The organism is Bradyrhizobium sp. McL0615 (assembly GCF_049993905.1).
Taxonomy (GTDB): domain Bacteria; phylum Pseudomonadota; class Alphaproteobacteria; order Rhizobiales; family Xanthobacteraceae; genus Bradyrhizobium.
In genome coordinates, this window is sequence record NZ_CP188254.1 from 6,642,375 (window position 1) to 6,654,521 (window position 12,147).

The 12,147-nt window shown below is 59.6% G+C and carries 11 protein-coding genes and 1 pseudogene; 7 read left to right on the forward strand and 5 right to left on the reverse strand.

The annotated features are described in order from the left end of the window. Nucleotides 1-43: 43 nt before the first annotated feature. The 4 genes and pseudogenes from ACPPVP_RS32135 to ACPPVP_RS32150 all read left to right on the forward strand — a co-directional run bounded on the left by ACPPVP_RS32135 (nucleotide 44) and on the right by ACPPVP_RS32150 (nucleotide 2,934). A complete protein-coding gene (locus ACPPVP_RS32135; protein ID WP_426538180.1) occupies nucleotides 44-832 on the forward strand; it encodes an alpha/beta fold hydrolase in 789 nt (262 codons plus the stop codon). Further along, nucleotides 825-1,943: an ATP-binding protein gene (locus tag ACPPVP_RS32140; protein WP_426527605.1), complete on the forward strand. Its 1,119-nt coding sequence runs from the start codon at nucleotides 825-827 to the stop codon at nucleotides 1,941-1,943. Before ACPPVP_RS32135 ends, ACPPVP_RS32140 begins: the two co-directional genes overlap by 8 nt. Before the next feature lie 233 nt (nucleotides 1,944-2,176). Beyond that, nucleotides 2,177-2,491: an EthD family reductase gene (locus ACPPVP_RS32145; protein ID WP_426527606.1), complete on the forward strand. Its 315-nt coding sequence runs from the start codon at nucleotides 2,177-2,179 to the stop codon at nucleotides 2,489-2,491. A 93-nt stretch (nucleotides 2,492-2,584) separates the two neighbouring features. After that, nucleotides 2,585-2,934: pseudogene (locus tag ACPPVP_RS32150) on the forward strand (ACT domain-containing protein). A gap of 88 nt (nucleotides 2,935-3,022) precedes the next feature. Here the strand turns inward: ACPPVP_RS32150 and ACPPVP_RS32155 are convergent. After that, entirely contained in the window at nucleotides 3,023-3,952 is a 930-nt protein-coding gene (locus ACPPVP_RS32155) for an aspartyl/asparaginyl beta-hydroxylase domain-containing protein (RefSeq protein WP_426527607.1), read from the reverse strand. A 1,132-nt stretch (nucleotides 3,953-5,084) separates the two neighbouring features. Next, complete coding sequence (locus ACPPVP_RS32160; RefSeq protein WP_426527608.1) at nucleotides 5,085-5,495, reverse strand: hypothetical protein; 411 nt, start codon at nucleotides 5,493-5,495, stop codon at nucleotides 5,085-5,087. Nucleotides 5,496-5,891: 396 nt separating this feature from the next. Between ACPPVP_RS32160 and ACPPVP_RS32165 the strand changes: the two genes are divergently transcribed. Together ACPPVP_RS32165 and ACPPVP_RS32170 are read left to right on the forward strand one after the other, a co-directional pair. Beyond that, entirely contained in the window at nucleotides 5,892-6,149 is a 258-nt protein-coding gene (locus ACPPVP_RS32165) for a PilZ domain-containing protein (RefSeq protein ID WP_426527609.1), read from the forward strand. A gap of 395 nt (nucleotides 6,150-6,544) precedes the next feature. Further along, complete coding sequence (locus ACPPVP_RS32170; protein WP_426527610.1) at nucleotides 6,545-6,721, forward strand: hypothetical protein; 177 nt, start codon at nucleotides 6,545-6,547, stop codon at nucleotides 6,719-6,721. A gap of 68 nt (nucleotides 6,722-6,789) precedes the next feature. On the opposite strand, the gene tnpC is transcribed toward ACPPVP_RS32170, so the two are convergent. The 3 genes from tnpC to tnpA all read right to left on the reverse strand — a co-directional run bounded on the left by tnpC (nucleotide 6,790) and on the right by tnpA (nucleotide 9,227). Then, a complete protein-coding gene (gene tnpC / locus ACPPVP_RS32175) occupies nucleotides 6,790-8,418 on the reverse strand; it encodes an IS66 family transposase (protein ID WP_426527611.1) in 1,629 nt (542 codons plus the stop codon). A 69-nt stretch (nucleotides 8,419-8,487) separates the two neighbouring features. Beyond that, nucleotides 8,488-8,835, reverse strand: a complete 348-nt coding sequence (tnpB, locus tag ACPPVP_RS32180) for an IS66 family insertion sequence element accessory protein TnpB (protein WP_426527612.1) — start codon at nucleotides 8,833-8,835, stop codon at nucleotides 8,488-8,490. Further along, a complete protein-coding gene (gene tnpA / locus ACPPVP_RS32185) occupies nucleotides 8,832-9,227 on the reverse strand; it encodes an IS66-like element accessory protein TnpA (RefSeq protein WP_426527613.1) in 396 nt (131 codons plus the stop codon). Before tnpA ends, tnpB begins: the two co-directional genes overlap by 4 nt. 1,468 nt (nucleotides 9,228-10,695) lie before the next feature. Between tnpA and ACPPVP_RS32190 the strand changes: the two genes are divergently transcribed. Next, nucleotides 10,696-11,058, forward strand: a complete 363-nt coding sequence (locus tag ACPPVP_RS32190; protein ID WP_426527614.1) for a hypothetical protein — start codon at nucleotides 10,696-10,698, stop codon at nucleotides 11,056-11,058. Nucleotides 11,059-12,147: the final 1,089 nt, after the last annotated feature.

A 12,147-nucleotide genomic window follows, 5' to 3' on the forward strand; every position in this document is an offset into this window, starting at 1 on the left:
TGTGGATCGGCGTAGTGTCGCCTGGGACAATAAGGATTGGGGCATGGACGTATTGGCGAGAAACAACGTCCACGAGAGCGGTCGGGGCCGGCGGGCCATGGTGTTCGCCCATGGCTTCGGCTGCGATCAGAATATGTGGCGCTTCGTGGCGCCTGCGTTTGAAAGCAACTTCAAGGTCATCCTTTTCGACCACGTCGGAGCCGGCGGGTCGGACCTGTCGGCCTACGACAGAACCAAATATTCGACGCTGGATGGCTATGCTGACGACGTGGTGGAAATCGGCTCCGAGCTCGGTTTGAAAGACGCCGTCTTCGTCGGTCATTCGGTCAGTTCGATGATCGGAATCCTGGCCGCATTGAAGGCCCCTGAATTATTCGGCCACCTGGTATTGGTGGGGCCCTCCGCCAGGTACATCGATGATGGCGAGTATGTCGGCGGATTCAGCGCAAAGCAGATCGCGGAGCTGCTCGAGTTTCTGGAGGACAACCACATGGGTTGGTCGGCCGCGATGGCTCCCTCCATCATGGGCAATCCAGAGCGCCCGGAACTGGGCGAAGAACTGACCAACAGCTTCTGCCGGACCGATCCCGAAATCGCCAAGGCTTTCGCCCGCGTCACCTTCACCTCCGACAACAGGGCGGACCTCTCCAAGGTCGCGATTCCGACCCTGATCCTTCAATGCAGCGAGGACATCATCGCATCCGAAGCGGTCGGCAAGTTCGTGCATGACAGCATTCCCGGCAGCGAGATCGTCTTTCTCAAGGCCACCGGGCACTGTCCAAACCTGAGCGCGCCCGCTGAAGTGGTCTCTGCCATTAAAGCGTATGTCTGAGCTCGGCCCCACCGACGAATACAAGGACCTCTTCGAGAACGCTCCATGCGGCTATCTCACGATCGGGCCCGACGGTCGGATCTCGAAGGTCAACGCCACACTTGAAGCCTGGACCGGCTTCCCGGCCGACAAGTTCGTCGGCCAGCGCCTCCATCAATTCCTGAACATGGCCGGCCGCATCTACTTTGAAACCCACATCGCGCCTCTACTGCGGATGCAAGGCTTTTTCAGCGAGTTTGCGCTCGACTTCGAGACCGCAGCCGGCGAGCGGTTGCCGGTCATCGCCAACGCCGCCGAGCGCCGCAATCCCGACGGCACCGTCCTGTTCACGGCCCTGGTCGTGATCAAGGCGACCGATCGGCGGCGCTACGAACGCGAACTGGTCGATTCGAGATCGGAGCTTCGAAAGGGGCTTGCCGTCGAGCGGGAGACCGCGGAACTGCGTGAGCAATTCATTGCCGTTCTGGGGCACGACCTTCGCAATCCACTCGCGGCGATCAGCGCGGGCGCCAGAATCCTGCAGCGCTCGGGCGTCCTGCAGGCTGACAAGGAGCTTCGCGTCCTCGACATGATGAACACGACCGTGACCCGGATGTCGGGCTTGATCGACAACGTTCTCGATTTCGCACGCGGCCGGCTGGGCGGCGGCATCACCCTCAGCCGCGACGCCAACCGACCGCTGCAGCCGGTATTAGAGCAAGTCGTCGACGAACTTCGCACCGCATCATCCGATCGCAGCATTGAGAGCAGCTTCGCCATCAACGAGCCCGTCAACTGCGACCGCTCGCGGGTTGGCCAATTGGTTTCGAACCTGATCGGAAATGCATTGACGCACGGCGCGGCCTACCAACCGGTGCGGGTTGGAGCGAAAACCGAAGACGGCGTATTCGAGTTCTGGGTTGCGAACGCCGGCGAGCCGATCCCCGCGATCGCAATGGGAAAGCTGTTCGAACCGTTCTTCCGCGGTGACGTCCGCTCCAGCCGACAGGGCCTCGGGCTTGGCCTTCACATCGCCTCGCAGATCGCGCAGGCGCACGGCGGCAGGATCGACGTCACATCCACACCGGATGAAACGCGCTTCGTATTCAGGATGCCGCTACAGCCTATTTAGCTTGATCGAACGTCCGGCGAGATGGGGGAGCGCGAGGTCTGGAGCGCTGCCTATAGCGGATATTTGTCGGTCCGCTCGTCAATGTGCTTTGTGAAGACTCGTGCACCGCAGCAAAGGGCATCGTGTTCGATCGCCGGTCGCCCGGCGCCTTCCAGTTGCAAGATCCGCAAAACTGACACAGATTTCAATTATTGCCGGGAATAACGGCGAACGTCAGAGCGGAGGAATCACCGATGATCAAGGTAAGCGTCATGTATCCCAACACGCCCGGGGCACGCTTCGACCACGACTACTATCGCGACAAGCATATGCCGCTCGTAAAAGCCCGCATGGGTGATGCTTGCAAGTCCTACACCGTCGACAAGGGCATGGCCGGCGGCGTGCCCGGCGCTCCCGCCACCTATGTCGGGATGTGTCACATCTTCTGCGACTCGGTCGAGGCCTTCCAGTCCGGCTTCGGCCCTCATGCCAAGGAGATCATGGCCGACATCGCGAACTACACCGACCAGTCCCCGGTCATCCAGATCAGCGAAGTCGTCGTAGGCTGATAACCCAGCAACCGTAGCCCGGATGAGCCATCGGACGCGCAACCGTGCGGCCCGGTGGCTGATGCGGGCTACTTGCTGAAAGAGCACACGACCATACCGGGCGAAGGCAATCTGAAGACGCTACTGCAAAACATGAAGCCCGAGTTGCACGACGGCGTCTTCGTTTTTTGCAGCATGTCGGAAGACAAGGAAATTCCAGCCGCACTCCAGAAGCTGCAGGTCTCCCCTATCAATTTGCATCGCGAATGATCACGCTGACCGTTCATTCCTCGCTTGAAGCGGTAGGCTTTCTGGCCGCAGTCACCGGTCGATTGACGGAAGCCGGCATCAGCGTGAATGCAGTGTCGGCCTTTTATCACGATCATTTATTTGTGCCGGAGCACAGAGCCGGGGAAGCCCTGCATCATCTGCAAAACTTGTCGAAGCAAACCTGGCTGCCGTAGCCCGGATGAGCAAAGGGATATCCGGGACTCTTCTAGGTACTTATCCCCCCGCATATCGCTTCGCTCATGCGGGCCACCTGCTGCGCGATTACCGCAACGCAGATAAAACAATCAACCCGACGACCCCAATCATCAGACTGTATTTCAGCGCGTAGTATACCTTGCGGTTCCACTCCTTGACCTTGCGGCTGGCGAGATGGATTTCATAGAGCTTGCCGAACACCTTGTTAAGCGCGCCGACATGCTCGCCTTCCATGTTCTGGGTCGCGGAAGCCTTGACGATGTGATGGCTGACCCAGCGGTTGATCGCGGTCATGATGCCGTACTTCATCGGACGTTCGACGTCGCAAAACAGGATGATGCGATTGACGCCGGTGGTATTCACGGCGCTGTGAATAAACGTCTCGTCGAACATGAACGCCTCGCCGTCGCGCCAGACGCACTGCACGCCGTCGACCAGCATCCGGCACTGGTCCGAATTGGGGGTGACGAGGCCCAGATGATAGCGCAGCGAGCCAGCAAAGGGATCGCGATGCGCGCCGAGCTTGCCGCCGGGCGGCAGCATGGCGAACATCGCGCCATGCACCGTCGGAATCGAGTTCAGGAGCTCGACCGTCTTCGGGCACAGCGTGCGCGCGGAAGGAAGGAAGTCGTCATACCATTTCAGGTAAAACCGCTTCCAGCCGCTCTTGAAGAACGAATAAAAGCCCCAGTCGTTGTTCTTGGCGGCGGCGCGGATAAAGCCCTCGTCGAACAGCCGCACCGCCTCTTCGCGGATCGTCTGCCAGTTCTCGCCGAGCTTGGCCAGTTCGGGAAAGCGCTCGACCGGGATCACCGGCTGGTTCGGAACCGCCGAGCCCGCATACATCAGCACGTTGTAGGGCGCGAGGTAGGTCGAGTGATCGCCGAGCTGGCGCGCGATCCGAAGCCGCTCGCGGCCGCGAAAGTGGACATAGAGCGTCGATGCGACGAGGATGTAGAGAACAACGAGCTGTGGCGCGAAAAGCTGCTGTAGCATTTCCGGTTCCTGTACCCGTGATGCGCGGATTTGATCCGCGGCCAGGAAATTCGGGGTTGGTGTTGGTTCCGTTTGGTTACATTTCGGCCTTATTTACCAATGCTCCCGCCCCGTCATCAAGGGTCCGGAAGCGAGTTCAAGAAGATGTCAACGCGGCAGCTACGCCGGGAAAAATAACAGCACCCCGTCTGCCGTAGCTCGTCTCCGCATATCTTGGAGCTTTCACCACTGCGCGAGCGCAGTTGCACTCCACGAGGGGTACACGTTCGGGCCACCCGGCGGCTCCTCGCAACCATCGGTACCGCGCAGCGGCGGCGAACCAAATTATGGGTCTGTCTCCGCGGAGAGCCCCCACATGGGGAGAAGGGGAGAACGCCGCCGCGCAACTGCATGTCACTATGTGACGCGCTGTGTGACTGCCCGACGGGCAAATCACCAAAAGCCTGTCCAGCCCTTCGCGCAAAAATATTCGCTTTCGTTCTCACGCAAATCATCGGCATAACTCCGCCTGTCTCACGGCGGATGAGGGGCGCTGACCATCGTCAAGAACGCGCGGTGAGATGCGATGGACGCGAGAGCTGCGACGGACGGGTGTGGCTTGAGCGTACGGCGAAGTCGTGTGGTTCGGGCGCCGCGGTGCTGGCGTTAAGCCCGGGAGAGGCAAGCCTTCTCTCGCGGCGACGGAGGCAAAAGAGCCGTTCTCCGGGAAGAGCACGAAGTAACCCGCAAAGCCATTGCGCAAGGAGTCAACTGGCCTAAAATGCCGAGTCAAATCAACGGCGAGCGGCTGATGTGTTCACATTTGTGTCGCGATCCGACCGGCGCTCCGAAAGGCTGTGCAAAATTCTGCGATGCACCCGACGTGCAACCCGTAACCAAGATCAGCTGGCACAGTGACGTTCCTCGATGACAGCGTAGCGTCGGCCAACAGCGCACGTTGTTCGACGCCTCCGATCACTGTGCCGAGTCGCGCTGCGAGGTCGATGCGGTTGAGTCCGCCTATGATGGTGGTGCGGACCTCCGCATGTCGAAAATTGATTTCGGCGATTCGCAGTCTCGCGCCGCCGTTCCACGCTTCGCCCGCTGCACCCGAGAGCGCAAGCAATCGGCGAGAAGCGCAGGCGCTAGGTCTTCAGTACCGCGTCTGTGGGCGCACAAAGCATTGGATGCTGCGGCCGATCAAATACACGTATGCCTGACCTGATGGCGAATACTCTACAACAATTTTCTCCGATGGCACTTTCACCCATTTGTATTCGCCCGGTGTGCCATCCGGCTTATACGACTCAATCCACACGTACCACTCAGGCTCCGGATACTTAGCGCCTTCGGGCACGACCATCTTATACTCGACTTTTACGGCATCCTTATCTGTGCAGCATGATTTGGATTTTTTGTCGCGACGATCATCAGGACGGTTGTCCGGTCGCTGAAGATTGTCGAGAAACTTCCGATCGATCTCCGGTACGGCATTCGTATGTTCATGAGCAAAAACGAAAGGCGAAAATAGCAAATAGAACAGCACGCCAAACATGGCCTTCATTATGAGCCTCCATGAGCTTAATTCAGTGCGCCTCCTACCCCAAAGGGGATTCCGACAGCTTAAAATCCCTATAGCCAAAACATCGCATTCTCAACGTGGCGAGAATATCCGATGTTTTGCGGGGCTGCTTAATTTTCGGAAACGGCCGCTTCCGGCGGGTTCTATAGCGCCCTACGAGGTTGCCATCGGCTCCAACTAGACGAGACGGTCAGCGTCTCGCGACATTAGAATTCCTTGTCACGCGCATCTGCGCCCGCACCATTGGACCAAGGGATTGCCGTAAGGCCGTTCTTTACAATTTTAAAAAGTTAGTGGGCCTGACTTTTAAAAGTAGCCGGACGATCTAGCCTGCGTTGATTGGTACGCCGATGATTTTAGATTTTTTGGGGATGTCCCATGTTTGAACGTCGTGCCCTGGAACGTATCGAAATCAACCATCACGCGCTGCTCCATGTTGACGGCATTCGCGGCTGCCATCCCTGCTGGGTGGTGAATATCCACGATGACGGAGCCATGCTTCACTCAGGCACCCATCACACCGCCGCCTTCAAATTCGATCTGTCGCTGGATGGCTTCAAGACGACCAAGCACTGCCGCGTGATCTGGCGGAATGGCAACACGTGCGGCGTCGAATTTGCCGGGGCGCCGCACTGAATGGCATGGTCATGCGGTTTTACTAGCCAATTCATTCTGCCGGACGGGCGCAGGCTGCTGACGCCACGCGATTGGGCCGAATACATCACTGCACTGCCCAAGCTGGAGCAGGATGCGGCATCACGTTGAGAGCGATCGCCGACGGCTGGACTGACAATGCACGGATATCGAGTCTGAAAAAGCCGCCGCTCAACGTTAGTCAGCGGTGGCGAAATCCCGCTGCGGGCTTACTTTAGTTTGTATGTGCCGGTCTGATGATTGCACTCTGAAACATCCCGTCCTTGATGACCGGAAAAGACCCCAGCGGCTCAACCGTAGCGCAAAGACAAACATTTGGGATGCCCCGACGATCGGCTTGACTTGTGACGCTATGAAGTTAACCGCCGACCGTCCGTTTGCTGACCCCCGATAAGGCAGCGCGCCGGCTGATGCAGCACGCGCACGGCTTCGAGCCCATACAGGACGGCAGGATTTACATTGAAGTTTTCAATGGCGCCTCCCTGTTCGGCGACAAAGGCACGCCGGCGGAATACACCGCTGGGCTGGACCACGGGATCCACAAGGCTGGCTGACGATGCACGAGAGCGGGACATTAGTGCGTCTAAGCGTAAGCGTCCGGTGAAGACCGCACACCGGCCACTCAGGCTGCCTGATCGACTTGCTTGTTTCGGTGGCGCCAATTCCACGGAAGGAGTTCGTCGAGCCTTTGGACGGGATGCTCGGCGATGCGCGCCAGAACGTCGGCGAGCCAGGCTTGCGGATCGACATCGTTCATCTTGGCGGTGACGATCAGGCTGTACATCACCGCGGCACGCTCGCCACCGCGATCAGAGCCGCAGAACAGCCAGGACTTTCGACCCAAAGCGATGCCGCGCACGCCACGCTCCGCCGCATTGTTCGACAGGCAGATGCGGCCGTCGTCGAGGAAGCGTATGAACGCGCTCCAGCGCTTGAGCATGTAGTCCATGGCCTTGGCGATGTCGTTGCGACGCGAGAGCTTGGCGCGTTGCTCGCGCATCCAGGTTTCTAAATTGGCGACCAACGGCGCGCTCAGTTCCTGGCGGACGGCCCGGCGCCGTTCGGGGCTCTGTCCGTTGATGCCTCGCTCGATCTCAAACAAGGCGTCGATCCGGCGGACTGCTTCCATTGCCAGCGGCGAGATCACTGCCGGCTTCTTGCCCTTAGCCTTGCGACGCGCATTCTCAGCCAGATCAGCCATTACGAAGAATGGTCGTCGGGCATGGACCCAGCACGCGGCTTCCAGGATCGGACCTGCGTTGCGGCCCGGGTCGTAAAGCTTGCCATAGCCGCTATAGGCATCGGCCTGGAAGATGCCGCTGTAGCCGGCCAGATGCGCCTGGGGATGCTCGCCCGCGCGATCGCGCGAGTAATAGAACACCGCCCCCGGCGGGGCCGGCCCGCCAAAAGGCTTGTCGTCGCGCACATAGACCCAGATCCGGGCGGTGTCGGTCTTGCCTTTGGCCAGGACCGGGACCGTGGTGTCGTCCCCGTGCAATCGCTCGGCGCTCAGCACATAGGCCTCGAGGCGCTTGAACAAGGGCGCCAGCGCCGCCGTGCAGCCGCCGACCTGGTCGGCCAGGGTCGATAGACTGATCGGCACGCCCTCCCTGGCATAGCGTTCCGCTTGGCGGTTCAGCGGCTGATGCTGGCCAAACTTCTCGAACAGCACCATCGCCAGCAAGCTTGGCCCCGCCCAGCCGCGGGCAATCACATAGAACGGCGCCGGGGCTTGGCTGATCTTCTCGCAATCACGGCAAGTAAACTTCTCGCGGACGTGCTGGATCACCTTCCAGGATTTCGGGACCACCTCCAACGTCTCGGTGATGTCCTCCCCGAGCCTGGACAGCCGCGCGCCGCCACAGCAGGCGCACACCACAGGCCCCGGCACGATCACCCGCTCGCGAGGCAGATGCTCCGGGAACGGCTGGCGCGACGGTCGCTTGCGCGTGAACGACGCCACCTTCATGGTTTTGGTCGCGGCCATTTCGGCTGCGAGCTCGTCCTCCGTCGCCGAACTCTCCAACTCCTCCAGCGTCAGCTCAAGCTGATCCAATAGTCGCGCGGTACGCTCCGAGCGCGGCCCATAGCGGTCGCGATTGAGTTTCTCGATCTGCAGCTTCAGATGGGCGATCAGCGCCTGGTTGTCGGACTGCTGAGCGCGGGCGGCCGCAGCCTCCGCGCGAGCAACGATCAATGCCGCTTTCAGCGTTTCGATGTCGTCTGGCAGCGATTCAAGGCCGTCACCCATGGCCCGATGGAATCACAAAAGGGGCGATTTGAGGCGTCTTTTCTTCCGTGCTTCAGAACATTTTTGAGCCTATCCCGCGCTCTGTGGCCGCCACGTATGCTGCGGGTTGCGCCAGTCGATCGCCTCCAGCAGATAACTCATCTGCGCCGCAGTCAGCCCCACCACACCGCTCACCGTCACCGGCCAGACAAAACGGCCACGGTCTAACCGCTTGGCGTAGAGCGACAATCCAATTCCATCGTGCCACAAGGCCTTGATCAGCGAACCGCCGCGGCCGCGGAACACGAAGACATCTCCGGCAAACGGATCTCGACCTAGGCTTTCCTGCACCAATAATGACAAACCCTGCATGCCCTTGCGCATGTCGGTGTAGCCGGTCGCAATCCAGATCCGTGCGTTCGAAGAGATCGGGATCATCGACGCTCCAGAACCTGCAACACCCGCGCCAGCGCCGTCGCATCGACGCCGGCGTCGACAATCACCCGACGATCCCTGCCAACGACAATCACCATCTGCCCGCTCGTCGGTGTGGCAGCAACCGCCGGCTCGACCTCAGCGGCAAGGACGACCCGCGCAAAGCCAGATTGTTCGCTTTGAGGGCTAATCGGCTCGGCATTGAGCGCGCGACGCCATGTCATCAGCAACGAACGTGATATGCCATGGCGCCGTGCCGTCGACGATATAGCGCGCGGCGCTTCAAAGCTCTCGGTCACGATCCGCAGCTTCTCGTCATCCGACCAGCGCCGCCGGCGACCAGTCTCGACCACCTCAAGCCGCTCAAGCTGAGTACTGCGCTTATGGCTGTCCATAAGGACTGTTACGCACCAATTGGACTAATCCAACAAGGCGGCCCTCGCCAGAGGGAAACGTCTAAGCCAAGAAGGAGTGGACCTATTCGCGTGATTTCAGGGGAACGACCAGGATCGGCACGATGCAAAATCGATTAAGCATTTGCGGCTATTACGAAGGTGCAGTTCGCAATGCTTCGAGGAATATCGGTGCTTCACGCTCTAAGACGATTGCTGTTGCAAGGCGCGCTGCGCGTGGCGCTCATTGCCGTTACCACCGCCAGTGTCGTGGGCTTCCTGTCACTTATCCCCCGCGCCTCGCAGTTGCCCGGGCAGACGCTAGCCGACGCCAAGGCTCCGAGCAGGGCGTGTTTGCCCAGCCGCTGCCGAGCGAAAGCGGAGACCATTCTGCGCAATGACAAACGTTGAAGGAGCGTTAGTCGCGCCCGGTCGTTGGCTAGTCAGGGACGACGGAGAGAGAGGAGCTATCAAATTTAGGATGATTTTCATCGCCTGTTTGCCCTCCGGTGTCCTGCGATACGTTCGTCCATCAGGCTGTTTTTCTATCCAGTCTTTGGCCACCATGTTGCTAATTAGCAATCTGCCGGCTGGGTAGCGTTGCTGCAGTGAAAGGCCGCGAGTGAGGGGCAACTTCTGCAGTGCGCTGCGCTCGTTGGCTCGCGGAATGTGAGGGCGGCGCTGGCACAATTGATCCTTCTCACCCGACCTACTTTTTAAGAACGCCGGCATCTGTATTGCCGAGGCTCTGCGTGGCTGCGTTTGCCGCGGGAGTGTCAACGGCGTTGCTATGGGAGGCCAGAGCGGAGCCAGCGCCGCTCGTCTGTGGTGCACCGACGTTATTGCCGGTTGTGCCTTTGCCGAGAGCATTCGCAGTGTTAGGGCCCGGTGATCCTCCCGTACCGCTGATAGTGCTGCCGGTTGAAAGCGTCGATCCGGCGGACCCACCTGTCCCGACGGATGACCCAGCGGAACTCTGCGCAAGCGCGTAGGAACAGGCCGCGAGGTAGACGCTCAAAGTTAGCGAAATGACCTTCATCATATCCTCCACGAATGCCAGCCAGCCTCTGATACCGCTGACCCACCGGGACACAATCGAATGGCGGAGATCTCGTTCCTACCGTAGGAACGAATTGTCGATCGCGTGCTTTGAAATCACAGTTGGAGCAGTGGTTTTGGAGTATCGGATGCGTACGTCCCGATGGGCGCCTTCCATTGTGCCCAAATAGTGGTGGCGCTAAGTAGCCGTCCCCCCAGGATACTTGCTGTAACTCACAGCAAATTCTCCTAAGTTGTATCTTAGATCTTTACAATCTGAAGCTCCCGGTTAAGAAGGGTTCTGCATGGTAAATGTTGCGGGAGGTCCTGCGGCAATGTCGGCGCTCCTGATAGGAGTCCTCGCTACGCTTGCGGTCGTTCTCTCGATCGCGCTCCTGGAGCGCTATCCGCAGGCAAAGACGCAAAATACGAATTGGTTGCGCCTCCAGACGAGCGCCAAAAGGCGCCGGACTATACGCCCGAGGAGAGAGAGCGCGTCGTTCCCCAAATCGAATTGGGAGCGTGCATCTTTACCCAAGGCGCGCTGCGCTACTCGTTGCGGCCACAGAAGGTGAGCTTCACGCCTTGCTCAAATCGCGGCGACTACGAGGTCGAGTTCAGGGAAGATCTGGCCGTGGCCACCGTCGTTGGCCAGGTTGAAATCAACGGCGCCGCACACGCCTTCACGGCTGTACTCAACCATCATCCCTTCGCGACCGAAATCGACGGATTCCAAGCCGTAAGATTTGAGATCGTGCCGCCACCCACGAGGAACGGAATGCGCCTTCCCGAGTAACCAGAACGGGGCCGACCGGTAGGCATCGGAGGAAGCTCTATGTCCTTATGGTGGCTGCTGATCATAGTCCCCGCTGCACTCGGTCTCGCGATTTGGATCTGGACCGAGTTTGAGATCTGGCGGGCAAAACGGCAGTAAGCGCCCATGCATTACCGGAAATTGGGCAAAAGGATGGGCCCCCCAGAGTGAACCGGCAGGCATGAAAAAGCCGCCGCTGGGTTGAGACAGCGACGGCCCTACTCACGCTCGCGTAACCTTATCCGCGATTGATCCGACCCTAGCCCGCAGACGGTTAAAGACTAATTGCCCGGCACGCGCTCGACGACGCGCCACAGCCCGGACGATACGCTACTTGCCCGGGCTGCCTGCCTGCAACGTGGGGGGCTTTAGAGGGTCCGGGAATGCGTCACGAGCACGGATTCGATTCATTCCGGGCCCCAACTTCCCGCACAAAAGAACGGCCCCTACCGGGAGGTTGAGGGGCTCTGACCAGATTGCATGCCCGAAGGCGTATTGCACACACGATCGGCTCACCGGATGGTTCCTAGAAAGCCTCCGTACGAAATCATAAGCGGCGCGAAGACCCTCGAAAGCGCCTAATTTGCTCTCCAGCTAATCTTGAGCTTCCCGTGAGAAGGTGCGCGACCCTTCGGAACGTAGCTTGGCAGGGATACGAAGAGGTCAGCGCCTCGCCTGTCTTCGATCCCTTTGGCCGTTTGCACTAGATGCTGTTGCTGGCTGCGGATCTCATCTCATCCACAACGGATTGAAAATTTGCACCTCGACGTCAGCTGCGGAATCCTCCGCGATGGCTCCGCAGCGACGACACCTGCAATCGACCAACAATTACCCGCTTGGCAACCCGGCGAAATGGATCGCCGACGGTCACGTGACCGGCAACACTCAATGCTCGGCCAAGTGCGATCGGCGGATGGTCGACGTCCGTCTGGATACCCTGACGCAAGACTTGCCCTTGGCCGGAGATCGGCCGTCGCCTCCTCTGCAGGGGTTTGGCACCGCGGGTTCTGTGAACATCGTGCCAAACTGGCATGACAGGACATCCTCTGCTGTGCCATTCACCAAGCATAG

Bases quoted from the DNA above. Each gene is read 5' to 3' on its own strand.
- ACPPVP_RS32155 (WP_426527607.1), bottom strand. From the start codon at position 3,952: ATGCTACAGCAGCTTTTCGCGCCACAGCTCGTTGTTCTCTACATCCTC.
- ACPPVP_RS32160 (WP_426527608.1), bottom strand. From the start codon at position 5,495: ATGAAGGCCATGTTTGGCGTGCTGTTCTATTTGCTATTTTCGCCTTTC.
- tnpB (WP_426527612.1), bottom strand. From the start codon at position 8,835: ATGATCCCGATCTCTTCGAACGCACGGATCTGGATTGCGACCGGCTAC.
- ACPPVP_RS32140 (WP_426527605.1), top strand. From the start codon at position 825: ATGTCTGAGCTCGGCCCCACCGACGAATACAAGGACCTCTTCGAGAAC.
- tnpC (WP_426527611.1), bottom strand. From the start codon at position 8,418: ATGGGTGACGGCCTTGAATCGCTGCCAGACGACATCGAAACGCTGAAA.
- ACPPVP_RS32145 (WP_426527606.1), top strand. From the start codon at position 2,177: ATGATCAAGGTAAGCGTCATGTATCCCAACACGCCCGGGGCACGCTTC.
- ACPPVP_RS32135 (WP_426538180.1), top strand. From the start codon at position 44: ATGGACGTATTGGCGAGAAACAACGTCCACGAGAGCGGTCGGGGCCGG.
- tnpA (WP_426527613.1), bottom strand. From the start codon at position 9,227: ATGGACAGCCATAAGCGCAGTACTCAGCTTGAGCGGCTTGAGGTGGTC.
- ACPPVP_RS32165 (WP_426527609.1), top strand. From the start codon at position 5,892: ATGTTTGAACGTCGTGCCCTGGAACGTATCGAAATCAACCATCACGCG.